29 protein-coding genes, 2 pseudogenes and 1 other annotated feature are annotated in these 26603 nt (G+C 34.2%); of the genes and pseudogenes, 17 read left to right on the top strand and 14 right to left on the bottom strand.

All coding sequences use genetic code 11. The features are described 5' to 3' along the window. Positions 1-35: 35 nt before the first annotated feature. The gene (locus ICI50_RS05120; protein ID WP_013854067.1) at positions 36-869 is read right to left on the bottom strand and encodes a hypothetical protein; all 834 of its coding nucleotides are present in this window, start codon (positions 867-869) and stop codon (positions 36-38) included. A gap of 18 nt (positions 870-887) precedes the next feature. Next, the gene (locus tag ICI50_RS05115) at positions 888-1625 is read right to left on the bottom strand and encodes a hypothetical protein (RefSeq protein WP_082599045.1); all 738 of its coding nucleotides are present in this window, start codon (positions 1623-1625) and stop codon (positions 888-890) included. A gap of 614 nt (positions 1626-2239) precedes the next feature. Between ICI50_RS05115 and hpt the strand changes: the two genes are divergently transcribed. Both hpt and rlmD read left to right on the top strand, forming a co-directional pair. Continuing rightward, complete coding sequence (hpt, locus tag ICI50_RS05110; RefSeq protein ID WP_054640265.1) at positions 2240-2773, top strand: hypoxanthine phosphoribosyltransferase; 534 nt, start codon at positions 2240-2242, stop codon at positions 2771-2773. Positions 2774-3185: 412 nt separating this feature from the next. Continuing rightward, positions 3186-4556 carry a 23S rRNA (uracil(1939)-C(5))-methyltransferase RlmD gene (rlmD, locus tag ICI50_RS05105; RefSeq protein ID WP_095342192.1) on the top strand — a complete coding sequence of 457 codons (1371 nt, stop codon included), beginning with the start codon at positions 3186-3188 and terminating at the stop codon, positions 4554-4556. Between the two features lie 62 nt (positions 4557-4618). Here rlmD and ICI50_RS11040 read toward each other — a convergent pair whose 3' ends face one another. The 3 genes from ICI50_RS11040 to ICI50_RS05095 are packed head-to-tail and all read right to left on the bottom strand — an operon-like array spanning position 4619 to position 5387. Next, on the bottom strand, positions 4619-4759 hold the full coding sequence (locus ICI50_RS11040; RefSeq protein ID WP_250825608.1) for a TraX family protein: 141 nt from the start codon (positions 4757-4759) through the stop codon (positions 4619-4621). Continuing rightward, complete coding sequence (locus tag ICI50_RS05100) at positions 4759-5277, bottom strand: TraX family protein (RefSeq protein WP_013854061.1); 519 nt, start codon at positions 5275-5277, stop codon at positions 4759-4761. The genes ICI50_RS11040 and ICI50_RS05100 overlap by 1 nt, the downstream gene beginning before the upstream one ends. Further along, entirely contained in the window at positions 5250-5387 is a 138-nt protein-coding gene (locus tag ICI50_RS05095; RefSeq protein WP_013854060.1) for a hypothetical protein, read from the bottom strand. Before ICI50_RS05095 ends, ICI50_RS05100 begins: the two co-directional genes overlap by 28 nt. A gap of 207 nt (positions 5388-5594) precedes the next feature. Here ICI50_RS05095 and ICI50_RS05090 point away from each other — a divergent pair. The 5 genes and pseudogenes from ICI50_RS05090 (at position 5595) to ICI50_RS05070 (ending at position 9543) form a co-directional block, all read left to right on the top strand. Beyond that, a pseudogene (locus ICI50_RS05090) lies at positions 5595-7003 on the top strand (FAD-binding oxidoreductase). A 168-nt stretch (positions 7004-7171) separates the two neighbouring features. Then, entirely contained in the window at positions 7172-7723 is a 552-nt protein-coding gene (locus ICI50_RS05085; RefSeq protein ID WP_025084160.1) for a metal-dependent hydrolase, read from the top strand. 112 nt (positions 7724-7835) lie between these two features. After that, positions 7836-8075, top strand: a complete 240-nt coding sequence (locus ICI50_RS05080) for a hypothetical protein (protein WP_013854058.1) — start codon at positions 7836-7838, stop codon at positions 8073-8075. A 129-nt stretch (positions 8076-8204) separates the two neighbouring features. Then, a complete protein-coding gene (locus tag ICI50_RS05075) occupies positions 8205-8612 on the top strand; it encodes a hypothetical protein (RefSeq protein ID WP_056941224.1) in 408 nt (135 codons plus the stop codon). Between the two features lie 109 nt (positions 8613-8721). Further along, a complete protein-coding gene (locus ICI50_RS05070) occupies positions 8722-9543 on the top strand; it encodes a hypothetical protein (RefSeq protein ID WP_143445834.1) in 822 nt (273 codons plus the stop codon). A gap of 110 nt (positions 9544-9653) precedes the next feature. On the opposite strand, the gene ICI50_RS05065 is transcribed toward ICI50_RS05070, so the two are convergent. Further along, the gene (locus ICI50_RS05065) at positions 9654-10904 is read right to left on the bottom strand and encodes a metallophosphoesterase family protein (protein WP_188892070.1); all 1251 of its coding nucleotides are present in this window, start codon (positions 10902-10904) and stop codon (positions 9654-9656) included. Positions 10905-11022: 118 nt separating this feature from the next. On the opposite strand from ICI50_RS05065, the pseudogene ICI50_RS05060 reads away from it, so the two are divergent. The 4 genes and pseudogenes from ICI50_RS05060 (at position 11023) to ICI50_RS05045 (ending at position 13719) form a co-directional block, all read left to right on the top strand. Beyond that, positions 11023-11679: pseudogene (locus ICI50_RS05060) on the top strand (DNA alkylation repair protein). A 57-nt stretch (positions 11680-11736) separates the two neighbouring features. Further along, entirely contained in the window at positions 11737-12375 is a 639-nt protein-coding gene (locus ICI50_RS05055) for an ABC transporter ATP-binding protein (protein ID WP_013854054.1), read from the top strand. After that, complete coding sequence (locus ICI50_RS05050) at positions 12372-13133, top strand: ABC transporter permease (RefSeq protein ID WP_013854053.1); 762 nt, start codon at positions 12372-12374, stop codon at positions 13131-13133. The genes ICI50_RS05055 and ICI50_RS05050 overlap by 4 nt, the downstream gene beginning before the upstream one ends. A 19-nt stretch (positions 13134-13152) precedes the next feature. Then, a complete protein-coding gene (locus tag ICI50_RS05045; RefSeq protein ID WP_013854052.1) occupies positions 13153-13719 on the top strand; it encodes an RNA 2'-phosphotransferase in 567 nt (188 codons plus the stop codon). A 467-nt stretch (positions 13720-14186) separates the two neighbouring features. Here the strand turns inward: ICI50_RS05045 and ICI50_RS10675 are convergent, their stop codons facing one another. Continuing rightward, positions 14187-14780 (bottom strand): IS1634 family transposase, encoded by a 594-nt coding sequence (locus ICI50_RS10675; protein WP_202898894.1) that lies wholly within the window; start codon positions 14778-14780, stop codon positions 14187-14189. Beyond that, positions 14737-15903 (bottom strand): IS1634 family transposase, encoded by a 1167-nt coding sequence (locus tag ICI50_RS05040; RefSeq protein ID WP_201781731.1) that lies wholly within the window; start codon positions 15901-15903, stop codon positions 14737-14739. Before ICI50_RS05040 ends, ICI50_RS10675 begins: the two co-directional genes overlap by 44 nt. Before the next feature lie 244 nt (positions 15904-16147). Beyond that, positions 16148-16394, top strand: a binding site (T-box leader). A 68-nt stretch (positions 16395-16462) separates the two neighbouring features. Between ICI50_RS05040 and brnQ the strand changes: the two genes are divergently transcribed. Then, positions 16463-17842 (top strand): branched-chain amino acid transport system II carrier protein, encoded by a 1380-nt coding sequence (gene brnQ / locus ICI50_RS05035; RefSeq protein ID WP_188892068.1) that lies wholly within the window; start codon positions 16463-16465, stop codon positions 17840-17842. Positions 17843-17878: 36 nt separating this feature from the next. On the opposite strand, the gene ICI50_RS05030 is transcribed toward brnQ, so the two are convergent. Then, on the bottom strand, positions 17879-18031 hold the full coding sequence (locus tag ICI50_RS05030) for a hypothetical protein (RefSeq protein ID WP_013854050.1): 153 nt from the start codon (positions 18029-18031) through the stop codon (positions 17879-17881). 115 nt (positions 18032-18146) lie between these two features. Here ICI50_RS05030 and ICI50_RS05025 point away from each other — a divergent pair, with 115 nt between their 5' ends. The 4 genes from ICI50_RS05025 to ICI50_RS05010 all read left to right on the top strand — a co-directional run bounded on the left by ICI50_RS05025 (position 18147) and on the right by ICI50_RS05010 (position 19921). Then, positions 18147-18641, top strand: a complete 495-nt coding sequence (locus ICI50_RS05025; RefSeq protein ID WP_056941221.1) for a GNAT family N-acetyltransferase — start codon at positions 18147-18149, stop codon at positions 18639-18641. Between the two features lie 63 nt (positions 18642-18704). Then, positions 18705-19211, top strand: a complete 507-nt coding sequence (locus ICI50_RS05020) for a P-loop NTPase family protein (protein WP_188892066.1) — start codon at positions 18705-18707, stop codon at positions 19209-19211. Then, positions 19195-19338, top strand: a complete 144-nt coding sequence (locus ICI50_RS05015) for a hypothetical protein (RefSeq protein ID WP_095342195.1) — start codon at positions 19195-19197, stop codon at positions 19336-19338. The genes ICI50_RS05020 and ICI50_RS05015 overlap by 17 nt, the downstream gene beginning before the upstream one ends. A gap of 115 nt (positions 19339-19453) precedes the next feature. Further along, positions 19454-19921: a Dps family protein gene (locus ICI50_RS05010; protein WP_054640254.1), complete on the top strand. Its 468-nt coding sequence runs from the start codon at positions 19454-19456 to the stop codon at positions 19919-19921. A 59-nt stretch (positions 19922-19980) separates the two neighbouring features. Here the strand turns inward: ICI50_RS05010 and ICI50_RS05005 are convergent, their stop codons facing one another. From ICI50_RS05005 to ICI50_RS04985, 5 genes are all read right to left on the bottom strand, one after another. Beyond that, the gene (locus tag ICI50_RS05005; RefSeq protein WP_054640253.1) at positions 19981-20394 is read right to left on the bottom strand and encodes a DUF3021 domain-containing protein; all 414 of its coding nucleotides are present in this window, start codon (positions 20392-20394) and stop codon (positions 19981-19983) included. Beyond that, positions 20391-20834, bottom strand: coding sequence for a LytTR family DNA-binding domain-containing protein (locus tag ICI50_RS05000; RefSeq protein ID WP_054640252.1), 444 nt, complete (start codon positions 20832-20834; stop codon positions 20391-20393). The genes ICI50_RS05005 and ICI50_RS05000 overlap by 4 nt, the downstream gene beginning before the upstream one ends. A 118-nt stretch (positions 20835-20952) precedes the next feature. Further along, positions 20953-21609, bottom strand: coding sequence for an endonuclease III domain-containing protein (locus ICI50_RS04995; RefSeq protein ID WP_013854044.1), 657 nt, complete (start codon positions 21607-21609; stop codon positions 20953-20955). A gap of 195 nt (positions 21610-21804) precedes the next feature. Further along, positions 21805-22383: a hypothetical protein gene (locus ICI50_RS04990; RefSeq protein WP_056941219.1), complete on the bottom strand. Its 579-nt coding sequence runs from the start codon at positions 22381-22383 to the stop codon at positions 21805-21807. 185 nt (positions 22384-22568) lie between these two features. Further along, complete coding sequence (locus ICI50_RS04985; RefSeq protein ID WP_013854041.1) at positions 22569-22871, bottom strand: hypothetical protein; 303 nt, start codon at positions 22869-22871, stop codon at positions 22569-22571. Between the two features lie 115 nt (positions 22872-22986). Here ICI50_RS04985 and ICI50_RS04980 point away from each other — a divergent pair, with 115 nt between their 5' ends. Beyond that, the gene (locus ICI50_RS04980; RefSeq protein ID WP_188892064.1) at positions 22987-26526 is read left to right on the top strand and encodes an SNF2-related protein; all 3540 of its coding nucleotides are present in this window, start codon (positions 22987-22989) and stop codon (positions 26524-26526) included. The last annotated feature ends 77 nt before the right edge of the window (positions 26527-26603 follow it).

The following is a 26603-nucleotide window of genomic DNA, read 5'->3' as shown; positions in this document are numbered from 1 at the left end:
AAAGAGCTGGGGAAATTGATCCTCAGCTCTTATTTTTATTTGTGTGAATGCTTGCCTTTAATTTTTTGCCAAGGGATAAAAATACTAATGATTGCTAAAGCGATTAACGGAATAACAACAAATTTTAAGATATTTGCGTTTCTGTTTTGTGCCTTAACCTCAGCTTTATTTTTGGCCATTGCAGCTTTTTTAGCTTTTTCTTTGCTACCTGGTACTTTGTTTTTCTCCTGCTTTTTAGCTTTATTTTTAGCAGCAGCAATCTGCGTTTTGCTATTTGGTCCCGGAGTAACAGTACCTGGCATCTTGTTTTTCTGTCGCCATTCATCTAGAGACATCGTAGGATGGTATTGATTGTGCTGATCGTAGTAGCCTGGTGCGACAAAGCCTTTATCCGTATGATGGTAGTTACGATAAGCTTTTTTCGCATCATTGACAATATTTTGTTGTTTATCAGGTTGAATATGATGTTCATCAGCTTCACTATGGTGAGCAGGTAAATAGTCGCAATCGATATAAGTCATGCCACTAGGATTACTGGGATCAACTTCGAGTTTAGTAGTAACTTGACCAGCCAACTGGTAATCACCAATTTGCTTAGGCACTTGTCCCAGGTTAAACATTTTGCGTTCAGGGACACCATCTACTACTTTAACCGTATCAGCGTACATAGTTTGCAAGACTTGGCCATTTTCCTTATTAATGCAACGCCAGTAAGCAGATTGATAAGAGACAGATTCTTTACTTTGCGAAGTTTCACTTGAAGACTGCTCGCCGCCGCTATTATCCGCATACGCTATGTTAGGGCTAATCGCTATTAATGCAATTGGCAAAGCAGAAATCAGTTTAATGATAGTTTTTTTATTAAGCATATTAATCGCTTCCTTAATTTATTCGTCAGGTTCTATTTTTCTTACTACTTTTTTTATTTTGTGTAAAGGATAAGGAACCTGATCTTTTTTATAGTAATTTTTAGCAATCACTAGTACTTGATGTGTTTGTTTATTTGATCCTACTGGAACAAGTACCCAATCACCCACCATAATGGAATCATCATCAGTAAGATAATTATATTTAAGATAATTATATTTTTTACCATACTCTTCAAATGTTACAGTCAAATAAATATAATCGTCTTTACAGCGCCGTCTACGTTTATAAAAATGTTCATCTAATAGTGGCCCCGTCGCAGGAATATCTAGTATTTCATGCAATAATTTCATTAACTCGTTCCACGGAGCAGGTAAGCTATATTTTTCGTAATCGCCACTAATTTGAATAGTCTTTAATTTGCGTCGAACAATTTTACATTTAAATTGACCTAAATCAGTAGAGGACACGACAACGTTTTTAGGCAATCCAGGGATTGTAGTAGTAAAATCAATTGGATTTAAGTTATCTAAAATTTTACTGATCTGATCCGTGAAAAAGTAGGTTGATGTTACCTTTAAATTGTCAGGTTGTTTACGGTGATAAGTGATTGTTTCTCTCTGACGATTCAATGTTAATCTTTCTTCATAGCCACTATTTTCTTTATATTGAATTTCCATTTTGTCAATAAAATCTTCATGATTATTACCGTCAAAAACCATTAAGTCAGCTCTATCTAATGCATTTCGAATATCCATAGAAAGCTTATATAGAGCAAGCTCATTGCTATCTTCATAATTTATAAAGGGTAAGAGAAGAATTATTCTCTAAGGTGATTTCGGTTTCTTTAGGGGAAATTATAGTGTCATGTTTAAGTTCACCTATATAATTTAAGATAATTAAAATTCGTTTTAGAAATTTTTGAGCTAGTTCACTCGAAATTTTAAATTTTTCTGGTGGTTTTCCGATAATTGATTTTCGTTGTTCACTATTAAAAACCATTGATTGAACAATACATTTACCATTTTGATTAATAGTTAATAGTTCACCAAGCTTCCCACCAGGAATTTCGGAATCATGCTAAGGAATATATGGATTACCAACCCAAATTGCTACTTGAGTAGGAATAACATATTTTTTGATTACATAATTATTTGTAGGCAAAGACATTAGGGCACCCTCTTTAATTACAATTATAACAAATTTTTGAAAAGGATTTCATTTATCACATTTGGTAAAACACGAACAATATAATTGCATAATTTGCTTTAATTAGCAAAATAACTTATTTTCGGTCAAAAAAGCTGTTAATTAATAAAATAATATGTTAAAATCTGATCGTTAACTAATTTGAAAGGGAACAATGATCAGAATGAACAACGATATTGAAAAAGTATTATTCAGTCAAGAACAACTTAATAGCCGCATGGATGAGATGGCAGCTCGCCTTAATGAAAAATACGCGGGTGAGGAGCCAATCGTCATTCCTGTACTGAATGGGGCAATGATATTTGCCAGTGACATGATTAAGCGATTGACTTTCAAATTAACTATTGATCCTATTAAGGCTTCAAGCTATGCTGGCACGAGTTCAACTGGCAATGTAAAGATTACGCAAGATATCAAGTCAGATGTTCAAGGTCGTCCCGTTATCTTTATGGAAGATATTATTGATACTGGCAGAACTTTGCAAGCCTTGACTAAGGTAATGGCCGGTCGGGGTGCTAAGAGCGTTGAAGTAATTGCGATGCTTGACAAGCCCGAAACACGTGTAGTAGATTTTCATGCAGATGATTATGGCTTTAAAGCACCTAATGAATTTCTAGTTGGTTACGGCTTAGACTACAACGGTCTTTACCGTAATTTGCCATTCGTCGGGGTGCTTAAGCAAAGAGTATATGCTTAAATCATCCGGAATGACTATATTAGCATTGCAATAAATAGCAATGCTTTTTTCTTTGGTCTAGTGTAAAAATAATTACAAGTACTGGTAAAAGTGCTATGATGGCTTTCTTGGTATATATAATCTATACAGGGACAAGATTAGCTGATTTTGATAAGGATTTATTAAATTGGATAGTTTTCAATAAAATCAGTTTATTAATATATAAATTAGTTTAAGCATATAGTAATGCACTACTTACTTAAATGGGTCTCAACCTCGTATAGAATAGAAAGTGATAGTGACTTTAGCTTAAGCCAGCTTCTTTTAAGTTGACCATGTCAGTAAATTTCAATATCATATAGTTAAGAAGATTATTGATGGGCTTTAGTTATGGATATTTGATACCGGATTGAATATGTGAGGCGTATTTAAAATGAAGAAGAACGACATCGTAGAATTAACTATCGAAAGCCTTTCCCCGGAGGGAAGAGGCTTGGCCAAGTACAATGACAAATTAGTTTTTGTACGTGATGCTCTTCCTGGCGAAAAAGTTAAAGCTGAAGTCTTAGCAGTTCACGAAAACACAATGGCTGCTAAGAGTGTTGAAATTGTTAAAGCAAGTCCTGATAGAGTACAGGGCGATAATGAAAAATGGGCTAATAATGGTTATGCACGTTTAGCAAATTATAAATATGATAAGCAATTGGAATTTAAAAAGAGCAGAATCGAACAATTGCTTAAAAAGAACGAAATGGATGATGTTACAGTTAATGACGTTATCCCTAGTCCTAAGAAGCTAACGTATCGTAATGAGCTTGTTTTACCAGTTCGAGAAATTAATGGTCAACTAGAAGTGGGGTTCTATGAACCGAGAACAGCTAAGTTTATTCCACTTAATTCATATTTAATTGCCAATGAGAATGTAGCTCAAGCTATTCTGGGCGTGAGAGATATTTTGCGTAAATTAAAGGTTTCAGCTTATAATCCTGAAACTAATACAGGCTTTATTCGTGATATTGATGTTCGCCGTTCGCACAGTAATAATGGAATGATTGTTACATTAGTTACTCATGAGAATGATCATTATGATTTACCAGAAATTGTGGGTTTAGTTACCCAAACTATGCATAATATCAACGGAATTGTTTTAAACTACAACCCGCATAAACCAACAGATGTGACTGATAGTGAACAAATCTTTGGCAAGAGCAATATCCCAATTTGGGGTGATGACTATGTTGAAGATACAATTAACGATATGACATTTAAAGTTTCACCTAAGAGCTTCTTCCAAGCTAATGGTAGTCAATTACAAACGATTATGGATTTAGCTTTGAACTTAGCTGATTTACACCCGGATGATAAATTAATCGATGCATATTGTGGTGTAGGCACACTCGGTCTGCTTGCAGCTAAAGATGTGGCTTCTGTTCGCGGAATTGAGAATGCTCAAGTTACTATTGAAGATGCTAGAGCCAATGCCAAGAAAAATAAGATTGACAATATTACCTTCTATAATGGCAGTGTAGAACAAATTTTGGCTCGTTTTGCTAAAAATGGCGAAAATACTGACGTAATTATTACTGCACCACCAGTTAAAGGATTATCACAAGGCTTTATTGATGCAGCAGTAGAAATGAAACCTAGAAGAATTGTTTATGGTTCTGCTAATCCAGACACGATGGTTCGCGATTTGAAACGCTTTAAGAACAGTGGCTATACAACAAGTAAGTTATTACCAATTGATACTTCACCACAAACGCCTGATTTGAAGTGCTTCTGTGTTTTAACACCTGCTAAATAATTTAAATAATTAAAAAAAGCAGAATTCATCTTAAAATGAGTTCTGTTTTTTTGATTGCTTTTTTACCTAAAGAATAAATAATGTAAAATCATCAAAATCCATAAATGCAATGGATAAATAATATAGAAGAAATATTTAGTAATCCAGCTCTTTTTACCGCGCTGACCATTATACAGCCAGATAAATGGCAAAACCGATACCATCATCCACTCACTGTAAAAGTTAAGCTGGAGTATAAATCAGTTCTGGTTGTGTGAGCAGTGATTAGTGCTTTAATGAATAAAAGCAAGCACCAAATAAAGATGCCCCATGATTCAATTTTTGGCTTATGGTAACCAAAGTAGAAGATAAACAACACAGCTAAAAGATAAAGTCCACCTTCAAATATCGCGCTGAGAAATGTTAGGAAAATAGCTAAAATCAAGTACCACCATTTACGCTTGTTTTCTCTAAACAATTCAATAGCCCACATGATACCTAAAAAGATTGCCAAAGTAACTAGGATGTTATTTCCCTCAAGAACAGAGTAGACGGTCATCGTATGGGTGAGGTGGCTTGTGTTATGGAAGGCGAGGTTAATAATAATCTCACCAATCCAAGTAACCGCTGCGGCACCTAAGATTCTAAATAAGTATCGTTTCCGATTAGAAGTATGGAAGAATCCTTCTACTAAGAAATAAACAAACAGCGGTGCTACAAAACGGCAATCAAACTGCACCATTGTGGTAAAACATCTATTAAAGTATACGTATAAATATGATCAAAGATCATAAAGAAAACCGCAATTAATTTTAGTTGGTTTCCGTCTAAGCTAAAATTATGTGCTTTCATAAAAATCCCTTTCCTTAAAAATATCTGTTTAGAATTGTAACTGTAATAGTGAATTATTACAATAGTGGATTTATTAATACTTATCAGAGAATTATTAAAATAGAAAAATATTTCATCTCAAAAATTTAAATTAAGTCAAATAAGGCGTTAAAATATAACTGTGGTTATTAATCCGCTTACATTATTATTTTGAAAGGAGTTACTTCGATGAGTTATAACAAGATTACGAGTGAAGATCTCGAGCAATTGCGTTCTTTTATTGGGGATGAAGATCGTTTTATTACTAAACCTACTGTTCACTGGGATCATGATCAGTTCAAGACTGTACGTGCAATGCCTGATCTCGTTTTATTCAACCCATAACTAACGAGGAAGTAGAAAAGGTTGTAAAATATGCTAGCGATCACCATATTCCAATCGTGCCACGCGGTAATTCAACCGGCTTAATGGGAGCAAACTTAACTGTTGATGGCGGTATTCCCTTAGACATGATTAAGATGAACAAGATTTTGTCTTATGAACCAAATAACCTAACGATGACTGTTCAAGCCGGGATTAGACTAAAGGACATGGAAGAATTTTTAGCCGATAAGCCTTTTACTTACATGCCAGCACCAGCAATGCACTGGGCGACTGTTGGCGGTAATGTCGATACTAATGCTGGTGGCTTGAAGGCAATTAAATATGGTGTAACTAGAGAACACATTCGTGAATTGAAAGTTGTTTTGGCGGATGGCAAGCTTTATAAATTCGGTGCAAAGGCAGTTAAATCCTCTTCCGGTTATTCATTAAAAGATTTGATCATTGGTTCTGAAGGTACATTAGGCGTTGTTACTGAGGTAACTGTTCGTTTGTATCCACGTCCTAAGGAAATTATTAATGCTTTGATCCCATATCCAACTTTAACGCAAGCAATTAAATCAGTCCCTGCAATTTTAGCTTCAGGAGTTGTGCCGACTACGGTTGAATTTATGGGTCTCAAAGTGATTGACTTGTGGGAAAGTTATGCAAATTAAAAATCCCCAGTATCTAAAGGCAATGGTTTCATTATTGTAGGGATTGATGCCTTTACTAAGGGCGAAGTTGAAGCTGAGCTTAAACAAGTATTAGAGACCGTTAGACAATTTGACGCCGGCAAAGCTGTTGTTTTAGCAGCTGATTCAGATGAAGCTAAATTAATTTGGAAAGCCCGTGAAGAACTATTGCTAGCAATTCAGAAGTCAACGCCAATGATGGATGAAGTTGATATTTCAGTGCCGATTGATCATATTCCTGATGTTTTGAAGAGAATTGATGAATTGGAAAAGAAAGTAGGGATGCGCATCCCTAACTTTGGTCATGCTGGTGATGGTAACTTGCACATCTATCTCTGCTCAGATGACGATTCTAAGGAAGTTTACGCTAAAAAGAGCAAAGAAGTTATTACTGAATTGTATAAGAAAGCCAAAGAAGTAGACGGCAACATGTCAGGTGAACACGGTATTGGTTACGCCAAAGAGCCATACTTTGAAGATTATTATGGTAAGGATTATGTCGAAATGCTCAGAAAGATCAAATTAGCCTTTGATCCAAATGATGTAATTAATCCAGATAAGGTCTTTCCAATGCATGATTAAATAAGATTTGTACTCAATATAAGATGAAGTAAATAAGTCATATAAGTTAGTTGCTTTTATGGCTTATTTATTTTGATACACACGAAAGTGAAAAGTGACTATAACTGTTAATATTGAGCTTTTGCATGCTACAATATAGTTAATTACTAGGAAGTGAGGTGAAGTCAAATACTAACGCGATCACATCGATTATGTAGCATTGCAGTTGTAGAACTAGGCTTAATTGCTAGTAATGCCTTTTTAACTAATTTATCTTCTAATGTCATTATCTTACTAGCTACAGGAGTTGGCGCTTCCTTGCCTGATATTGATGAATATAATAGTACAACTAGTCGAAAGTCACTGATAAACTTCAGTCTGTTTCTTCGTCATCGTGGGATTACCCATTCATTATTGGGTTGGTTAATTTTTTCTGTGGGTTTATTCTACATAATGAATTATTTCATTAAAATTCAATTGAGAATAGGTCAATTGCCTAATTGGTGGGGTAGTATTTGGCTAGGATTAATAATTGGATATTTCTTGCATTTAGTTGAGGACAGTTTTAGCAAGCAGGGTGTTCATTGGTTAGCCCCATTTTCTAAAAATAAATTTAAACGAAGCTGGTATAGATATAAGGTAGGCGGAGCTTTTGAAAAAATGATGACTTTCTTAGCTACCTTGGGAATTATTTTTATGACAGGATATTGGATTTGGTTAACAATGGCACCTGAAGTTTAATAAGTAATATATTACTTTTTACCAAGTAAATTATTTACTTCACTTGGTAAATTCATAAACTTGGTGTTATAATATCCGTGTTGGAAATGTTTTAAGAAAAGAGATATTTTAAATGAATCAAATTGCATTTAATCAACAATTATCAGATAAGTTAAATGAAGTTCTTAACCCAACCTTGTATTCAACACCTGGTAAGGGCGAAATTACTGTTGTTGCTAATGAAAAGAATGATTTGCGTGAATATCGCATTGTTACTGAAGGTAATAAGGTGGTTAAGGTCGAAGATGCATATGACGCTGAACATGATGCCGATTATGATAAGATGATGGATTTCCTTAAGGATTACCGTTAATTACAAAAAAACTGAATATTAATTAAGGCCAGAGCTTTTTTAAGTTCTGGCCTTTTTCTCTGATCATATGTTTGATATAATTTAATTTAGAACTAACGTACGAGATATGAAAGTAGCGCGGTGAATAATATGAGTTTAGCAAAAGAATATAAGATTAATGGTATTCATTTAGACTTTAAACAGACTGATAATAATAAACAAATCACTCATAAGAAAGAATTACTTGCTAAAATCAGAAAAAAACAACAGAAAAATAAAAAGACTAAAACAGGTCAACATCTTACAGAAGATGGAAGTAAGATCAAAAAATTAAAGAGGCAAGTAGAAAAAGTCCAGGCAGAAAAGAGTGCTTTACTTTTAAAGAATCAAAAACAAGAGAGAACGATAAAAAAACTAGAACAACAGCAACACCAATTTAATAAGAAATTAGCAGCAATTAAGACTAAAAAAGAAGAAAAAATAAAACAACTTATTTCTAGAATTGATGTTCAAACAGCTCAGGTTGAGAAAGTAAAAAAAACAAGCTTGGCTTGTTGAGCAGGGGTTAAGACCTGGAGATGATATTCAAGAATTTATTAAAAATCTTACGCAACAAAATGAGTTATTAGCTATTCTAATTCAAATAGTAATAACTAATAATGAGCATTTGCTACTTACAAAACGAGCAGCAACTAAAGGCGAGCGAGAACTCGAAAAACAAGTTCGAAAATTGCAAAGAGAGAATAAACAACATGGTCAAACCAATAATGCCCTTAATAAAAAACTTGGTTTGCTTCGAAAAAAACGTAGCGAACTTTTAAAGAAATTGCAGCATCAACAACAAAGACAAATAATGTCACCAGAATTGATGATTAATCAACTAATTGAACATTGCAATATTGATAATCTAGATTCTTATCGTCAATTAAACAAGTTAAACCAAAAATACCAAAAAGTAATGAATGACTTTTTATCGTTAAATCAAAAACGACAATATAGTTACGGTTATCTTGAATTGAAACAAGGCGAATATATCTTACACGACATCAATCAAAACAAATCTTATCAAGTATTTGTTCCAGCTACGATCGTTGATAATCCTAAATTTTCACTATCTAAGGTTGTCCGTTGTCATTTAGATGAATTAAGTTGTTGGTGGGTTGATCGTTTTTATGAAACGCTTGCTCTTTCTACTAATCATCGACATCTAACTACTCATAAAAAGAAAAGTAAAAGAGGAATTCAAGAACAAAAACCCACCATTTATCTAAGTAATAAACGGGAATTGACTTGGCTTAAAGATAAGAAGTTAGTTGTTGTTGGCAATAAGTATTCAGCTAGCTTTATTAATGAGATCAAGAAGTATTGTAAAGTTCAAATTTTCGATGCATACGAAGATGGAATCGAACAGATTTTTAAAGCAATGCACGCTGCCGATTTTGTATTTTTGTTAATCGGTTGTTCCCCATGCAATCACAATGTACACTAGACAAACTTCTGGCCTTGATAAGCAATCAACTAAAGTGCAGACCTTCGAAATACCTGCCAAATATGATGGTGTGATTCGCTTACATTATTTGTATGCTAATCGATGAATAATTATTCATCTTTAAAATCAAGTTTTAATTTCCAACTATTCTCATTTACTGCCAACAAAGTATCTAAATATGCTTTCATCTCGGGTAGTTTTTGGGTAATTAACTGATAAGCTGTTTTCGCTTTAAGCTTTTGTCTTTGTGCAGAGGAATAGTTGCTTTTGCCGACAAAGAAATTCCAATTAAGTTGATCAATGAAATCAATAATCTCTTTTTGTTCTTTAGGGTTAGTAACTTCCCGGTATAGCCAGCTCATCTGACTGCGATTAGTAAAATCAAAAATATCAGCTAAATATTTTTGAAAAGCTTTTTGAGGTAGTTGAGATTTTTCATTATCTGTTAGATATGGAGACATCGTAAAAGAATAACGTTGATATGATAACTGATCAATTGAAATATCAATTATCCCATATCCTTGATCAGTCATACAAAAGCAAGAAGTAGCGATATCGGGAGTTAAGCATTCAGAATCGCCACGAATAATATTCTGAGCATGGATATGACCCGAAAAAACAGCCGCAACATGATATTGATTGCATAATTTGCGTAGATCATCTGCATTATCTAATGTATAACCACCGTGAATAATTTTATTATGATCATATAGATTGTGATGCATAAAAAGAAGTGAATGCTGATTATTAGATCTAGCTTTAGCTAAATCAACTGCTAGCCATTCTAATTGCTGCATTGATAATTCGCCATTTGTAGTAGGTGAAGCGTTTGATTCGTGCTGCCCATAAATATTTGTATCTAGAAAAACGAGATGATATTTTTTATTTAAGTTAACACTATAGGAAAGTGAAGTTGGATCAGTGTTAATGGAATTTTGATAGCCATCAGAAAAAATTCGTTTCCAATCAAAAGGACTAATTTGTGCAGCATATAGTTCTTTATCATTTTCAAATTTTCTAGCCCAACCATCAAAAATGTCATGATTACCAGGTATAGTAAATAAATGAATGCCTGCTTTTAATAAAGGTGCAAATATCTTATGCAATCGCTCAGCTGATGCTTTTTCACCATTAAAAGTTAAATCGCCCGTAATAATTAAAGCTGTAGGTTTTTTCTTCAAAAGCATGCGAGTGAAGGCAGTTAAAGCAATTTCTTGATAATCAAGATCTTTACCAGCACTAGTATCACGCATATGCTGAAAAGCTATGCCATCATCATGTAATTCGTTTGCAATTAGATGCGTATCAGAGATTAAATATAATCTGGCATCCCTGTCCTTGGTAATAAATTTGGTTGTCATCTGATCACTTTCTTTCACAATTCTAATTTAAATTTTAGCACTGAATTAAGGCTTATTTTTGCAATTAATTAGAGAAACAAATATCATGAAGTTAGCAATTATATATTGAGGACTAAAAATGAATTATCAAGAATTAAAGCAACAATTTGAACAAGATTTTAATCCTAAAAAAGTTAAACAATTAGCAAGTTATATGCGAAATCAGTTTGAATTCTATGGCTACCATACGCCACAAAGACGAGCAATCTATCATAATTTTCTTTTAGAAGAAAAGAAAAAACAACGTATTGATTGGACATTGCTGAATCAAGCATGGGCCGATCCTCATCGTGAGATGCAATATTTTGTTTGTGATTATTTAATTGCGATGCAAAAGCATTTGTCTTTCGCTTAAATGACCAAAATCGAGCATTTTGCTCGAACTAAACAATGGTGGGACACAATTGACAGTTTAATCAAGCTAATCGGTAACCTAGGTTTGCGAGATAAGCGAATTAATTCTTTGATGCTGCGGTGGTCTACAGATAATGACTTTTGGTTACGCAGAATCGCAATTGAACACCAATTATTACGAAAAGAGCAGATGAATACGGAACTACTTAATAAGATCTTGCAAAATAATTTAGGAAGCCAAGAATTTTTCATCAATAAAGCAATTGGTTGGGCCTTGCGCGATTATTCTAAAACCAATCCTAAATGGGTAAAACAATTCATTAAGCAAAATATAGATAAAATGGCGAAATTATCTGTTACCGAAGGTTCAAAGTATTTATAGTGTTTTAGCTTTACATAATTTTTGTAATATCAAGTTAATTATTTAGAAAGACAAATTATGGCAATCATTGAATTACAACAAGTAGGTTATCGAGTTAAAGATAAACAAATTCTACAAAAAATTTCTTTTTCAGTTGAGAAAAACGATTTTTTAACTTTGGTTGGTCCTTCAGGTATAGGCAAAAGTACTATTCTGAAATTAGCAGCTAATTTAATTAGTCCAACAGAAGGTAAAATTTTATACCTAAAACAAAATATTACACAACTTGATCCTATTAAGTATCGAAGAGCTGTTTCTTATTGCTTCCAGCAACCAGCTCTATTTGGCAAAACTGTAAAAGATAATTTGATTTTCCCGTATCAGATTAGAAAGAAGCCAGTAAATCAGTCCCACTTAACTGATTTACTGGAACAAGTTGATTTACCAGCTAACTTTTTGAATAAAGAAATCACGGCCTTATCAGGTGGAGAAAAGCAACGAGTTGCATTAATTCGTAATTTGATCTTTTTACCTAAAGTTTTACTATTAGATGAGGTTACTACGGGACTTGATGAACAAAGCAAATGCATTGTTCACCAACTGATTAAAGCAATCTATGAACAAGGAGTAACAATTATACAAGTTACCCATGATCAGAGTGAAATTAATTCAGCCACTAACATTATTCAGATTCAGAAGGATGGAATAAAAAAGTGAAAAATGTTGTAGTTAGTAATTGGTCTCTAGTTTTAGCATTTGCACTAGTTCTTGTATCCGTTGCTATTTCAGCTAAAGAAAAACTAGGTTTAACGAAAGATATTCTAGTTAGTGTAGCTAGAGCTATTGTACAGTTAATTATTATCGGCTTTATTCTAAAATTTATATTTCATGTTAATGCATTATGGCTGACTCTTGCTTCAACCCTAATCATTATTTTCAACGCCTCATGGAATGCCTATGAACGTAATCCAAATCCACATCGTAAATTAATCGATTCGATTGTTGCAGAAGCAATAGGAACTTATGTTACATTAGGTTTATTAATCATTTCGGAAGTGATTAAACCTATTCCGATGCAAGTCATTCCAATTACAGGGATGATCGCGGGAAATGAAATGGTAGCTGTAGGTCTTTGTTACAAAGCATTGAATAATAGTTTTCATGATCTACGTGAACCAGTTTTAGAAAGATTGGCATTAGGAAGCGACATTAAAATGGCTTCAATGCCAATTTTGCGTAGAAGCATTAAAACGGCAATGCAGCCAACAATTGATTCTGCTAAGACAGTTGGATTGGTTAATCTGCCCGGCATGATGTCTGGATTAATTTTTGCAGGAGTCAATCCGGTCTATGCAATTAAGTACCAAATCATGATCACCTTCATGTTGCTTTCAGCTACTGGCCTAGGTGCAGTAATTAGCGGTTATTTAGCTTACAAGAATTATTTTAATAAACAAATGCAATTGCGCGATTAATTAAAGAAAAGAGATTAACATGCAAGAAAGATCAGATCATCGCAATAATGTTTTTATTAGTAAAAAGATGTCTTATTGTTTGCGTCACAATCCAGCTAAATATGGACTTAAGTTAGACGAATATGGTTTTGTAGATTTACAAGACTTTTTAAATGCAATGAATAGCATGCATCATTTTAGTCCTAAACTTACTGAAATGAAAATTCGTGAGATTATGCATGATAGTGATAAAGAACGTTTTGAAATTAAAAAAGGCACAATTTGTGCATTATATGGTCATTCAGTACCTGGTATTATTAAACGCAAAAAGGCTGTTCCACCTAAAGTACTATATCATGGAACAGCTCATCGCTTTTTAAAGAGTATTAAAAAAGAAAGACTGTTGCCGATGGGGCGACAGTACGTGCATTTATCTACTGATATTGAAATGGCTATGTCCGTAGGAAAAAGACGAGATTCTCATCCAGCAATTTTACGTATTAATGCAGAAAAAGCCTATCAAGACGGAATTGATTTTTACATAGGCAATGATGAAGTGTGGCTATGTGATCATGTGCCTAGTGATTATTTAACGCAGCTATCTTAATTTATTTAGTAGTTAAAGAGCGAACAAATAAAGAAAAAGTTTAAATATCAGGAACTGTACAATTACAAATAAAGTAAGAAAGAATTTACTTTGTAGCTTGATTTCTAAATAACAAGTGTTATTATAGTAAGTGTAAGGAATAAAAAACAATTTAAATGTGGGGTAATAAGGATGTTAGAAACAGTTATCAGCGAAAGTAAATTACATTTTGCAGTTAAAGATTTATCAATTAGCAGTGTTAAAAAGATGCTTGAGCAGGATGGCTGGACTAGCGAAAACTAGCATCAAATTACTTCATTAAGTTAAAAAAGCAGGGCTGGAACTTTACTTTATCCATGTCTTGCTTTTTATTTTGCATTATTTTTTGATCTTCAAACAAAAGTATATAATCCTGAGTTTGACAGTTTTAGAAGATAAAAAAGCCCTAGATTGCCTATTTATTAGGCTTTCTGGGGCTTTTACCATGCTCAATTTTTTGCGTACTTTTTCTCTTTTTTGGTCTGTTTATAAATTTTTTTGAAATATTTTTGTGTGATTAGCTCACGGTCTAGTCTAAAGCCAAAGCTATCATGAATTTTATCAGTTAAATCTGTTCTTTGGAAGATTGGTATATAATCTCCTGCGCTGATTTCAGCGAGATTAAATTGGCGTAAAGTTTTAATTAATTCATAGCTGCTATAGCCTGGTATTTCTTGTTTAAATAAGCGAAAGACCAGCAGGGCTAAGAAGCAAACCAAAAAGTGACTTTTTATTCGATCCTCTCGTCTTACGTAAACCGGCCGGACTTGAAACTCGGTCTTCATCTCGCGGAAGCAGCGTTCGATTTCCCAACGATTTTTATTGATTTTAATTAGCTCTAGCGGTGAAGCCTCTAGATCAGTACAAATGCCGTAGAAGCCATCAAACATTTCCTCTTTCTTGATCCGTTCTTTGTCAATCAAGTATTGAACTTGATTGGCTTTCTCACCTTCTTTAGTAAAGTGTTTTTCCTTAATAAAGCGTCCAGGATCATTGGGATTATTTCTTTTGTTTGGAATTAGCTTGTTTGATTGCTCGATCAATTTGACCTTGGCAAATTTGGCGTTGATAGCGCAAATATTTAGGAGAGAAGGTCACGAATAGATTCTGCTCTAAGTCATTTTCATTAATCGGGCGTATCTTGTAATAGATACTGTCATCTGTTTCTAGATTAAGCTCATTTAAATTGTATTGAGTTTTATCATTAGGCTTTTGCCAGCCACTAGGATCTAATGCCCAATCTTTAAGATTCTTTTTTAATTTCTTAATTGACTGAGTAGTAATAAAGTGTCGATTACTGAAGCTGTTATATTTCCGGTTTTGGTTAGAAGATAAACCGGCATCAGTGCAGACAACAAAATCGGACAGGTGAAAGTCTCGCATTATTTCTTTTTCTAGCGGCTTCATGGATGGTTGTTCATTCTTATTGCCATCAAATAAGGTAAAACTTAAAGGCAAGCCATTGGCATCCATGAATAGCCCCATCTGAATGATTAGATTAGGACGGTGTTCCTTAGAAACGCCATATTGCTTCATATCTTCAGCTGCTTCAATTTCAAAGTAGAAGTTAGTGCAGTCATAATACAGAATGCGCGTATCACGCGGCTTAACATTAATACTATGGTGATAACTAGCACTAACTAATTCCTCTTTGCGCTCAGATAAGAGACTAAGTGCACGATAAATATCGTGCAGGTTAGGCAAATCGACGCCAAGCATTTCTTGCATATAAGCTAGACTAGATTTTTTAGAAGAAGGAGAAAGAATTCTCGCATAAATAAGTAAAGCTAAAATATTATACAAATCATATTTTATTCTAGTTTGTGCCTGAATCTTTTTGCAGGCTTGCTTTAACCCAAGCTGTGACAAGATATCTTGTAGAAACAAATAACCAACATTAAAGCTGCGTTGCTTGTCTTTTTCAATCAGTTTAGCAGCCGAAAAGCTCTTGATTAAGGAATTTTGGTTAGCCTTTTCTTTCTGTGTCAGTAATTTGGCTTGTTTCTTTGCCCACACCAGGGGTTCATGATCTGGATGCTTTTCTCTCAACTGATTCTCATTACCAAGCGCTGCCACAATTTTAGTTGTCCGTTTGCCAGCGACATTGACGTCTTTAATTACATAAAAAGATTGAGAATTTTTATTTTTGGTTACTTTAACGCGCATGCCTTGATACCTCTAGGTTTTAGATGAATTATTGATAATCTAATTGTATTAAAGTACGATAAAGTACACAATTATTAAAGCAAAAATTTGACAAAGAAAAAGGCTTTATATCAAGGATAAAGGCCAAAATAAAGCTCTCAAACTGTCAAACTCCCGAACTACATAGTTAATAATTAAAATTTTTGAACAAAGTTATTGACAAATATGACTATTTCATTAGAATAGTTATTAACAATTTAATCATCTGAAAACAAAGAGAAAGAAGAGTAATTCAATTTGAATTTACAGCGAATCCCGTTAGGTGTGAGGGGAGAAAGGCAAAATTGAATGAAAATCACTTTCGAGTTCTATTTCTTAACTTTTAGTAAGAAGTAGTGGGAGCACCCGTTATAGTGCCGGCGTATCGCCAATATTGATTGGCCGCACGTCAAAGGTATTGTTAGTAATAACAATATAAATAAAGGGTGGTACCACGCTAGAGCGTCCCTCAACCAGAGATAATTTGGTTGAGGGATTTTTTTTGTGATCAGATAACAATTTCCTATAGGGGGAACGTGTTATGGAAGACCATACATCTCAAAAATTAACCTGGAAGCAATATTTAGTCGTTGCTTCGTTATTATTTGGATTATTCTTTGGAGCTGGGAACTTGATTTTCCCATTGCATCTGGGTCAACTAGCTGGCGCTAATTGGGGTAGCGCTGCTGTTGGCTTCTTGATCACCGGTGTATTATTACCATTACTATCGGTTTTAGCAATTGCCATCACACGCTCAGAAGGCGTGTATGATGTTGGTAAGCCTCTTGGTGCTACTTTTGCAGTAGTCTTTATGATACTAATTCATGCAACTATTGGTCCATTATTTGGGACACCAAGAACGGCAACAGTTTCATTTACTGTTGGGGTAGCTCCATTCGTACCCAAGAATATACAAGGTCCGGCATTACTAGTATTTTCCGCTTTATTCTTTGTTTTAGCTTTTGCTTTTTCATATCATCAAAATAATATCCTATCTAATGTCGGCAAGGTTTTGAATCCATTATTCTTAGCATTGCTATTCTTAATCTTTATCGTTGCCTTTGTTAATCCTTTAGGTAATCCACAAACCGCAGCCGTAACTGCTACTTATAAGCATTCAGCTTTAGTTAATGGATTCTTAGAAGGCTACAACACAATGGATGCCTTAGCTGGTTTAGCCTTCGGTGTAACAGTAGTTACTGCAGTCCGCTCAATGGGACAAAAGAACCCTAAGAATGCTTCAAAAGTCGTTGCTAAATCTGGTGTAGTAGCTATGAGTGCTGTAGGTTTTATTTACCTGTTATTAATCTTAATGGGTGCTATGTCATTAGGTCGTTTTAAAGTTTCAGACAACGGTGGGGTAGCATTTAACCAAATCGCTAACGAATACGGTGGCGCTTTTGGTCAAGCTTTACTGGCATTTTTATTAACTGTTACTTGTTTGACTACTGCAGTGGGTTTAGTAGCCGCATTTGCACAAGACTTTCATAAACATTTTCCTAAGGTAAGCTACCATACTTGGCTTGCACTTAGTTGTTTAGCTTCATTCTTGGCTGCCAATTTCGGCTTGGATCAAATCATTGCTTGGTCAACTCCAATGTTGATGTTCTTATATCCATTATCAATGGTTCTAATCTTGTTATCCTGCTTCTCACCATTATTCAAAAAAGATGGCGTGGTATATTTCTGGGTAATCTTGTTCACTGTTGTCCCTGCATTAGGAGATATGGTAGTAGCCTTTCCAGGCGTAGTTAGTCAAAGCAGTTTTGGTTTAGCTGTAGCTGCGGTGAGAAATACATTGCCAATGGCAAGCATGGGACTTTCATGGTTAGTTCCAGCATTAGTTGGTCTAGTAATTGGTTTACTTGTGCATTGGGTAAAAAGCAAAAAGACATTCAATGTTTCAAGTGAAGTAGAATAACTAAAAATGAGCAGACTTCAAATCTGCTCATTTTTCTTATTTTTCTGGATAAATCGATGGCTTGCGTCCCTTGGCTTTATTACGAATACGGTTGATTTTTTGAATAGATTGATAAATAATTACTGCAATACTTATACCGTATTTAACTAATTGAATTAACCGCTTAATTTTTGACTTTTTAGTTAACATATCAAAATACCGCCTTCCATGATCTAAATTATACAGATCTGGTAAGAAAAAACATATTTAAATGCCTATGATGACAATAGTTTTAGCATTTCTTAAATTTTAAAGGAGCAAATAAATGGTTAAAATTCGTAAAGCAACAATGAAAGATTTAAATGATATCGTCAAAATAGAATCTGATGCTTTTCACATGAGTAAAGAAATGACCGAAAAAGATATGATCGGCCGAATTAAAAATTATCCTGATACTTTTTTAGTTGCTGAAGAAGAAGGGAAAGTCGTTGCTCATGTTTTTGGACCAGCTTTTGAGAAACGTTACATTGAAGATAAGCTTTATTTTGAAAACCACCCCAATCAAGAAGGGGATGCATACCAAACTATTTTGAGCTTAGCAGTAGCACCAGAATGTCGAAAAAGGGGAATCGCTACTGAATTACTCGATAGAATGGCACAGGTAGCTAAATTGGAAAATAGAAGAGCTATTTCATTAACGTGCCTGCCAAAATTATTCTCTTTTTATGAAAAACGAGGCTACCAAAATGAAGGTAAAACTACCGACGACATCCCTGATCCGGATAACGAAAGCAGCTACAATATGGTGAAAAAACTATAAGCATTATAATTGTGACCAGCTAATTGAAATGATTTACTTATATATGGAAGTGGTGGTGATGCAATGAAACGTGTACTAGTTTTGGAAAGTCCCGGTAGCGGAAAAAGTACTTTTAGCAGAAAACTTCATGCAAAAACCGGACTGTCCATTTGTTATTTAGATCAACTTTTCTGGAATAAAGATAAGACAACTGTTTCACGTGAAATGTTTAAGCAAAGGCTCAGTGACGTACTGAATAAAGACAGTTGGATCATTGATGGCAATTACAGTTTTACACTTGAAGAACGATTAAGACATTGTGATACAGCGTTTTTATTAGATTATCCGACTGAAGTTTGCTTAAATGGCATACGTCATAGAATTGGCAATAAACGTCCTGATATGCCTTGGATTGAGGAGGAAGTTAATCCAGAGTTTATGAAATATATCAGAACTTTTAGAGAACAAAAATTGCCTCAAGAAATGCAAATTTTGGCTAAATTTCCTAATGTAAAAATTTTTGTTTTTAAAAATCGCGCAGAGTCACAGCGCTACTTAGATATGGAGAATAAAAATGAAAAAATTTACTAAATTAAGTGCAAGTGCTGTTTTAGTTAGTCTTTTTGCTTTATTTGTTGGTAAAAAGCTAGATGATAAGGTAAGCAACAATCGCAGCGATGAGGAAAAAGACCGCGGAGCCAGCTCAATCGACGATTAATTCAGAAAAGGATAGTTAAATCAAGATACTTTTTGTATATAATAAGCCAATAATTTTCCTAAAGCGCTTGCTTCTGTTAGGATAAAGATATAACCTTTAATTAAGGAGGCTTTTTATGAAGTATACAAAGACTAAAGAAATGTTAAATCAAGCAGTTGCTGATCTTACTCAACTCAAGACCATTGTACGTCAACAACATTGGTACATGCGCGGAGCTGAATTTTTAAAACTGCATCCCTACTTGGATGGCGTAATGGATGAACTTGATGAACAACGTGACTTAATCGCTGAAAGATTGATTACGATTGATGGTTCACCGTACTCTAGCTTACAAGAAGTACTTGACCACACTAAGATCAAGGCTGAAGCAGGTAAGTGGGGCGTGCCAACTCCTGAAAGATTTGCGACAATTGTGGCTGGTTACCGCGTTATCGAAAAAGATTATGAAGACGGGATTAAGGCAGCAGATTCAGAAGACGACTACAGTTCAAGCGACATTTTAACTACTTGCCACAATGATATTGAAAAGAGAATTTGGATGATGCAAGCAGAGCTTGATAAAGCACCCGAAATTGATAATTAACTAAAATAGAATAAACAAAAATGCTTAGTAGGTGATATACTAAGCATTTTTTCGTAACCTTACAATTTTTGATTGATCTTCTGAACTTGACGTTTAACTTGTTTGTAGATAATAGCCCAGATAATTAAATAGTCGATGATAAAAATGACAGTAAAGATGAGAAGTGGAATCGGTTGCTTTTCAATCCAATCATTGATCAAGTAGAAAAATAAGTAGTCAACGTATAAAACAATTGCATCAATTAAAGTTGCAATGCCAAGTGGGAGCTTTTCAACCTTAAAAATAGCACTAATTCCGCCGGCAATGAAAGCCAGTAAAAGAGCAGAAATAATATTGCCATTAAGCTCTGAAATTGAAAGACTGGTAATTTTTCCTGCTAGTTGGTAGCCGTAGTAAATGCTTACTAAAATAAGCGGTCCAAAACCTGCAGCTACTAAGCCATGGAGAATAAATGTTTTAATAAATGCTTTCATGATTGTTCCAGCTTCTTTCTGATTTTGACAAAACAGCGTCTTGAAACATAATCGGTAATGCCATTTTTCATGATGATGTTAACGCCTGCAGTTTGCGTTTCTGCAAATCGAGCAACTTGACAGCGATTGACGATACTTGATTTATTAATCCGCCAAAAATTATTCGGTAGTTCATCAATTAATTGATAGATTCTTTTCTTAATTTGGTACTTTTTATTATCTGTAGTAATTACCATCGTTTTATGATCAAGGATTGTAATCATGCTGATTTTGCTCAGCCGCAAGGTAATTAAATCTTTATCATCATAAGCAACAATTTGATCAGACTTACCATTAGTTAACACAAATTGCCTTAGGTCATTAGTAAAGCTAGTTTCATGACGAACCCGTGCTTCAATCGATTCTTCTTGGTCGGGATTAATCAGTAACTTAAATTTCATTATTCTGCTCCTTTCATTTTTAACTATAAAGTAAAACTAAAGAAATTACTTAATTTTGAAAGTTATCGGTCAAGAAGCAGCTTTAATCGGTAAAAAAAGCTAGCAAATTCTACTAGCTCTATTCTGAAATAATTAATTGATAATCAGCTAAAAATGATTTATTAAATTCATTAGGTAATTTATATTGCTGATTGAAAGTGTCAATTAATGCATGGAAATTTTGAAAACTGCGTGGTGTAAAATATTTCAACTCCTTTTCAACTATCGCTTTAGCTTTTTCATAAGGAGGAATAGCCTGCCAGCCTAAGCAATTAAACAAACGCCTAGAATAAGTGTCAACCACGAATTCTCCTTTTCGTAAACCATACATCAAGATCACATCTGCTGTCTCTGGACCAATACCATGGATTGCCAAAATTTCCTGACGTAGTTGGCGCTTGTCTTGTTCCTGGGCTGTTTCTAAATCACAATTAAATCTTTCTTTAAAATAATGAGCTACGTTTTTAATTGTCTGCGTTTTTCTCGTATAAAAACCAGCTGAAGCAATTACTTGGCTTAGTTGTTCATCAGTAAGATTTAAAACCTTTTCTGGTAGAAACTCAGTTGCATCATATAAAGATTTTAGTGCTTTAGCTACATTTTTCCAGTTAGTATTCTGAATTAAAATGGTAGCCCAAATAACTTCCCAATCACTGCGTCCAGGCCACCAGCCAGTAGGATCTGCCATATTGTCATACATAATATCATAGAGCTGATTTAAAGTTATTTTCTTCATTCTTTTCTCCATCTAATACAAAAAGAGATGACCAATTGTTAGATCATCTCTTTTTGCTATCTAATATCTATAAGCTTTCGTATCTCATTTTCAACTCAACTTTTGATAATGCATTCTCCCCAAAAAATATCTCAGAAAAGCCAATCACTTTCTAACAACCTATTTTACCAGAAAATTTTGTAATAAAATATCTTTTTAGTTTGAGTTCGTATTAATATTCATCTCTGTAGAACTATTATCAAAAAAGTCGATCATAATATCACAATCAGGATATGGCTCTGAATACGTATTTAAAAAGCTTTGAATGTTTTGACAGTATTCTTGATTGTTCTTTTGCTTACTAAGCTGATATACATCTTGTAGCCCTTGACGACTAGCCGGGTAAATCTGATTTTCAATGGGTAAACCAATTGCATTGCTCTGTACGTCATTGAAAATATAAGATGTACCTAATTCATCGATCTGGGTAAGAACTTCTTTTATCTCTTGTAATTCTTGTTGTTTATCATGAACTCGTGGCAAAAGCAGGAGAGAAACTGCAGTTATATCCATCTCACGGCGTCCCCAAAAATCTTGATATAGTTTATCAAAATTTCTCTCTTTCTGAGCCAGCAGCCATTCACGATAGATCTGCAAAATATGAATCGTTTTTTGAACATTAAAAATATAGAAATTACTATAACCTAACCGCTGAATCTTCCTAGTTATGCCAGAAAACAATTCTCTGTAGCAATCTAAATCTTCAGCAGTTAATTTTTCAAATTGCTGAATCATTTTATTACTCCTATCTAGCTGTATCGCATTTACATTATTGCATGATTCTATAAGTAAATATGTTAATAGCGAACTCCTTACACTTCATATTATAAAAGGATCAATGCGTTTGTTAATACTAAAATGCTCATTTTAATGTAAAAAAGCATCCCACAATAGCAATACTATTTAGGAATGCAATTAGGTTATTTAATGATTTTATGAACAAAATGGTCAGCTACATTTTTAGCCAATATTAGTGATTTTTCTTTTGCAGTAGTAATCTTACTCTGTAGCTTTTCTTTGTTGATTTTCTTTGCTTCAACGCGATGATCAACTTTAATGCCATTCAGATCCTGCATTAATTCTACCTTGGTGTGATCATCCATATAATTGGCACTCAAGATTTTCTTAACGTCATTTTGGTGTTTTTGCTCGCTAATTGCTTTGCCAACAATTAAACTCAAACCACATAATAAGGTGGTTTTGACGACTCTTCTCACTAACATAGTTTTTACCTCATTTACTAATATCTTACATCTTAATTATAGGCTATTTGACTATCATTTTTTAGCTCAATTCTTTATCATAAAGTTAATTAATCAACAATAAGGAGACTTTTCTATGGCTAATTGGCGAAGGCTATTTTCTCAGCGTATTCTTAATCGCGGAGAAGTATATTATGAAAATGAAATGGTACTAAATAAAAACCTGGAGGCTGATCATGAACATTTTACAGCTGTTGTTCAGGGAGGGGTAGGAAAATACTATGATGTTTCCGGTCGGCTTCGTCCTGATGGTCGCGCATCTAAACTAGCCTGCAATTGTTCCTGGGCACAAAAAGGACATCGTTGTAAGCATGAAGTGGCCTCATTACTGGCAATAGAACAATATCAACAGCAACTAGATCCTGCTATAGAATCTAACGACCCCAAAATTTCATTCAAAGATTGGCTTCCTACAGATATTAAGCAGAAAATCTTACAAGCTGCTCCTGCTGTAGATCCTTTCAATATTATTGGGCAACGTGTATTTACTGAAAAAGAATATGAACATGCTTTACAACTTGACCAGCAATTGACACTAACTCAATTTCGCAGTTTTGATAATAAAATGCAAAATTATCAATATATCTGGGAATTTGTAGATAATGATGGGCAAGATTTAACTCTGATCATTAAATTTGCTCGCTGGCAATTGATCTCCATTGCAGTACAATCACTATCAAGAATTAAGGATCAGCAAGCTGTGACAATTTTGGGTTTGCTTAAGTTTATACAAGAATACATTATAGATAATCCTTTTGATCTTACTAACCAAGCTGCACATAATCTACTGTCTTTATACAATGATGAACCTGCGTCTAATGATGAACCAATTACTTTGCGTGCTTTTATTAATACTTATACGGACTTGCCAGCCATCTCATTTAAATTAGGGAAAGGCACTCACTTATATAAGGTACGAGACTTATATGAGCTCTTAGATAACGTTGAAAGCAGGCAACCTGTAAGACTAGGTAAATTCTTTAATGAACCAATTAATCCACAAAAAATGGATCATTCTTCTCATAAATGGTTAAATTTCATTACTAGAGTAGTTGATGCACGAAATTTAGGTTCTTACTATACTAGTAGCCCAATTGAAAAGATTGAACTTGAGCATTCAATTGCTGATGATGTAAACGATTTGCTTTATCACGGTACTAAGCTCTACATCGATAAACATCCTGTCGGCTACACCAAAGATAAGTTAAATCTTGATCTGAAGATTACGATGGACCATGATGCTGCAGATGTTCAAGTAGGCAATTTATACGCCAGGAAACGGCTGATTAGAGGAAATCGCCATTACTATGGTTTTTATAAGGGCGTTTGGATTGAGTATGACGGCATAACACCTGACTACCTTTATCAACTGGGCTTGTATCCCGGTGATGATTTACACTTTAGCAAGAAAACAATTAATAAATTCGCTTACAAGGTTTTGCCTAGATTAGGAAAAGCGGAGCACTTAAAAGTCACTGGTGCAAAAGAATTAAAAGCTGCTTTGCCACCAGAAGCTAATTTTATATTTAAGTTAGACTATCGTAATGGCAAGGTTCTTTTAAAGGCCACAGTTCAATATGGGCATAAGGAATATGAACTCAATCGCTATTATACAGAAACTGAACAACGAGAAGCTGATCAAGAAGAAAAAGTTCAAGCTCAAGTTAAACGTTATTTTAATAATTTTAAAGATGGGCAGTATATCCTATCTAATGATGAGATCGATACTTTAGATGCTTTCCTAGATAATGGAATTACTAACCTGAAGCAGTTAGGCAATGTTCAAATTACTGCTAATTTTAGAACGCTTTTAAAAGGAATTAAAACTAAGATGGAGGTTGGTGTCAGTGTTAATTTAACTGATGATTTACTTGATGTCGATTTAAATGGACCTAAGTATAAGTGGGAAGATATTCAAGCTGCTTTAAAAGCTTATCAAGAAAAACGTCATTATTTTGTTTTACAAAGTGGGCTTTTACAAAAAACAGCTCAACCAACTATCGAACAATTAGCACAAACATTGCATGATTTGGGCATTAAATTTAAAGATTTTATCCATGGCAAGCTAAATTTGCCAGCTTATCGTGCTTTTTATCTCGCTAAAAAAATGAAGAGCGCTAATGCTTTGCATTTTTCAAGCAATGCCGATTTTAAAGCCCTCATTGATGATTTATCCAAAAATCAACTAAAGCAAAATATGGTGCCGGCCAGTTTAGCACGGATTTTGCGGCCCTATCAAAAAGCTGGTTTTAATTGGCTAAGTACAATCGTCAATTATAATTTTGGTGGCTTACTAGCTGATGAAATGGGACTAGGTAAAACGCTACAAATTCTTGCTTTAATATTAGCCAGAAAGGAGCAAAAGAAAGAGCATTCATTTAGTTTGATAGTTGCACCAGCCTCGGTTGTTTATAATTGGCAGAATGAAGCTAATAAGTTTACACCTAATTTACGTGTTGCTGTTTTAGGCGGTAATAAACAGGCACGTACTAGTTTATTACGTGACGCGCAAAATTATGATTTATTGATTACTTCTTATCAATCCCTTAACCATGATCTAGAAGCATATCAAGGGCTAACTTTCGATTTAGAAATTATTGATGAAGCTCAAAACATAAAAAATTATCAATCTGTTACTGCCCAATCTGTAAAAGTCATTCAAGCTCATCACAAATTAGCTTTAACTGGAACCCCAATAGAAAATAAATTAAGTGAGCTGTGGAGCATTTTTGACTATTTAATGCCTGGATTTTTAGGAAGCTATCTAGATTTTAGAAAAAAGTATGAAATCCCAATTGTTAAAGAGAATAAGCAGGATATTCAAAAGCAGTTGAGTGATCAAGTAGCGCCATTTATCTTGCGACGTCTTAAAAAAGATGTGTTAGCGGATTTACCAGAAAAAGATGAAGAAATCGTAAAAGTTAAAATGAGCGGAAAACAAGCTGAATTGTATAATTTACAGACGCAAAAAATTATTGCCCAATTAAATGGGCAAGGGAATGCTGATTTTAAGAAATCACGTTTTCAAGTTCTAGCACAGATTACCAAAATCCGAGAGATTTGTTGTGATCCTCATCTGCTTTATGAAAATTATCATGGGCAATCAGCTAAATTAATTGCAACTATCAATCTAATTCAAGATAATTTAGAGAATGGACATAAGATCCTGTTATTTTCACAATTTACCTCAATGTTAGATATTTTACATGAAAAACTGAGCAAGCTACACATCACTCTTTATACAATTACTGGTGCAACGCCTAAAGAAAAACGCCAAGAACAAATTCACAGCTTCAACTCATCCGATAAAACTGCTGTCTTTTTAATTTCTCTTAAGGCAGGAGGTACGGGAATCAATTTAACCAGTGCAGATGTAGTCATTCATTATGATCCCTGGTGGAACTTAGCTGCAGAGAATCAAGCAACGGATCGAGCTCACCGGATTGGACAGAAACATTCTGTGAAAATTTATAAGATGGTTGCGCAAGATACTATTGAAGAGAAAATAATTGCGTTGCAACAAAAAAAGGCGGAATTAGCGAACGCTATCTTAAGCAATGACAGTATTGCTAGTGCAGTAATGAACAGGGATGATTTATTAAAGATTCTGCAATAATTTTTGCCTTTAGACTTGCGAACTATTGTTTGCAAAAGTATAATGATTAAGTAACTAAAAAACCAACAAGTTACAAA

It is taken from the genome of Lactobacillus kefiranofaciens (genome assembly GCF_014656585.1).
Lineage (GTDB): Bacteria > Bacillota > Bacilli > Lactobacillales > Lactobacillaceae > Lactobacillus > Lactobacillus kefiranofaciens.
The sequence above is the reverse complement of the archived record's forward strand: the minus strand, read 5'-3'. Positions and strand labels throughout refer to the sequence as shown.

What these genes read in the sequence shown, in the direction of transcription:
- ICI50_RS05100 (WP_013854061.1), bottom strand. Translation starts at nt 5,277, where the DNA reads ATGGTGCAGTTTGATTGCCGTTTTGTAGCACCGCTGTTTGTTTATTTC.
- rlmD (WP_095342192.1), top strand. Translation starts at nt 3,186, where the DNA reads ATGAAGAAGAACGACATCGTAGAATTAACTATCGAAAGCCTTTCCCCG.
- ICI50_RS11040 (WP_250825608.1), bottom strand. Translation starts at nt 4,759, where the DNA reads ATGGTATCGGTTTTGCCATTTATCTGGCTGTATAATGGTCAGCGCGGT.
- ICI50_RS05040 (WP_201781731.1), bottom strand. Translation starts at nt 15,903, where the DNA reads ATGCGCGTTAAAGTAACCAAAAATAAAAATTCTCAATCTTTTTATGTA.
- brnQ (WP_188892068.1), top strand. Translation starts at nt 16,463, where the DNA reads ATGGAAGACCATACATCTCAAAAATTAACCTGGAAGCAATATTTAGTC.
- ICI50_RS05115 (WP_082599045.1), bottom strand. Translation starts at nt 1,625, where the DNA reads ATGGATATTCGAAATGCATTAGATAGAGCTGACTTAATGGTTTTTGAC.
- ICI50_RS04985 (WP_013854041.1), bottom strand. Translation starts at nt 22,871, where the DNA reads ATGTTAGTGAGAAGAGTCGTCAAAACCACCTTATTATGTGGTTTGAGT.
- ICI50_RS05025 (WP_056941221.1), top strand. Translation starts at nt 18,147, where the DNA reads ATGGTTAAAATTCGTAAAGCAACAATGAAAGATTTAAATGATATCGTC.
- ICI50_RS05095 (WP_013854060.1), bottom strand. Translation starts at nt 5,387, where the DNA reads ATGAAAGCACATAATTTTAGCTTAGACGGAAACCAACTAAAATTAATT.
- ICI50_RS05080 (WP_013854058.1), top strand. Translation starts at nt 7,836, where the DNA reads ATGAATCAAATTGCATTTAATCAACAATTATCAGATAAGTTAAATGAA.
- ICI50_RS04995 (WP_013854044.1), bottom strand. Translation starts at nt 21,609, where the DNA reads ATGAAGAAAATAACTTTAAATCAGCTCTATGATATTATGTATGACAAT.
- ICI50_RS05065 (WP_188892070.1), bottom strand. Translation starts at nt 10,904, where the DNA reads ATGACAACCAAATTTATTACCAAGGACAGGGATGCCAGATTATATTTA.
- ICI50_RS05005 (WP_054640253.1), bottom strand. Translation starts at nt 20,394, where the DNA reads ATGAAAGCATTTATTAAAACATTTATTCTCCATGGCTTAGTAGCTGCA.
- ICI50_RS04980 (WP_188892064.1), top strand. Translation starts at nt 22,987, where the DNA reads ATGGCTAATTGGCGAAGGCTATTTTCTCAGCGTATTCTTAATCGCGGA.
- ICI50_RS05045 (WP_013854052.1), top strand. Translation starts at nt 13,153, where the DNA reads ATGCAAGAAAGATCAGATCATCGCAATAATGTTTTTATTAGTAAAAAG.
- hpt (WP_054640265.1), top strand. Translation starts at nt 2,240, where the DNA reads ATGAACAACGATATTGAAAAAGTATTATTCAGTCAAGAACAACTTAAT.
- ICI50_RS05015 (WP_095342195.1), top strand. Translation starts at nt 19,195, where the DNA reads ATGAAAAAATTTACTAAATTAAGTGCAAGTGCTGTTTTAGTTAGTCTT.
- ICI50_RS05020 (WP_188892066.1), top strand. Translation starts at nt 18,705, where the DNA reads ATGAAACGTGTACTAGTTTTGGAAAGTCCCGGTAGCGGAAAAAGTACT.
- ICI50_RS05075 (WP_056941224.1), top strand. Translation starts at nt 8,205, where the DNA reads ATGAGTTTAGCAAAAGAATATAAGATTAATGGTATTCATTTAGACTTT.
- ICI50_RS04990 (WP_056941219.1), bottom strand. Translation starts at nt 22,383, where the DNA reads ATGATTCAGCAATTTGAAAAATTAACTGCTGAAGATTTAGATTGCTAC.
- ICI50_RS05000 (WP_054640252.1), bottom strand. Translation starts at nt 20,834, where the DNA reads ATGAAATTTAAGTTACTGATTAATCCCGACCAAGAAGAATCGATTGAA.
- ICI50_RS05030 (WP_013854050.1), bottom strand. Translation starts at nt 18,031, where the DNA reads ATGTTAACTAAAAAGTCAAAAATTAAGCGGTTAATTCAATTAGTTAAA.
- ICI50_RS05010 (WP_054640254.1), top strand. Translation starts at nt 19,454, where the DNA reads ATGAAGTATACAAAGACTAAAGAAATGTTAAATCAAGCAGTTGCTGAT.
- ICI50_RS05120 (WP_013854067.1), bottom strand. Translation starts at nt 869, where the DNA reads ATGCTTAATAAAAAAACTATCATTAAACTGATTTCTGCTTTGCCAATT.
- ICI50_RS05055 (WP_013854054.1), top strand. Translation starts at nt 11,737, where the DNA reads ATGGCAATCATTGAATTACAACAAGTAGGTTATCGAGTTAAAGATAAA.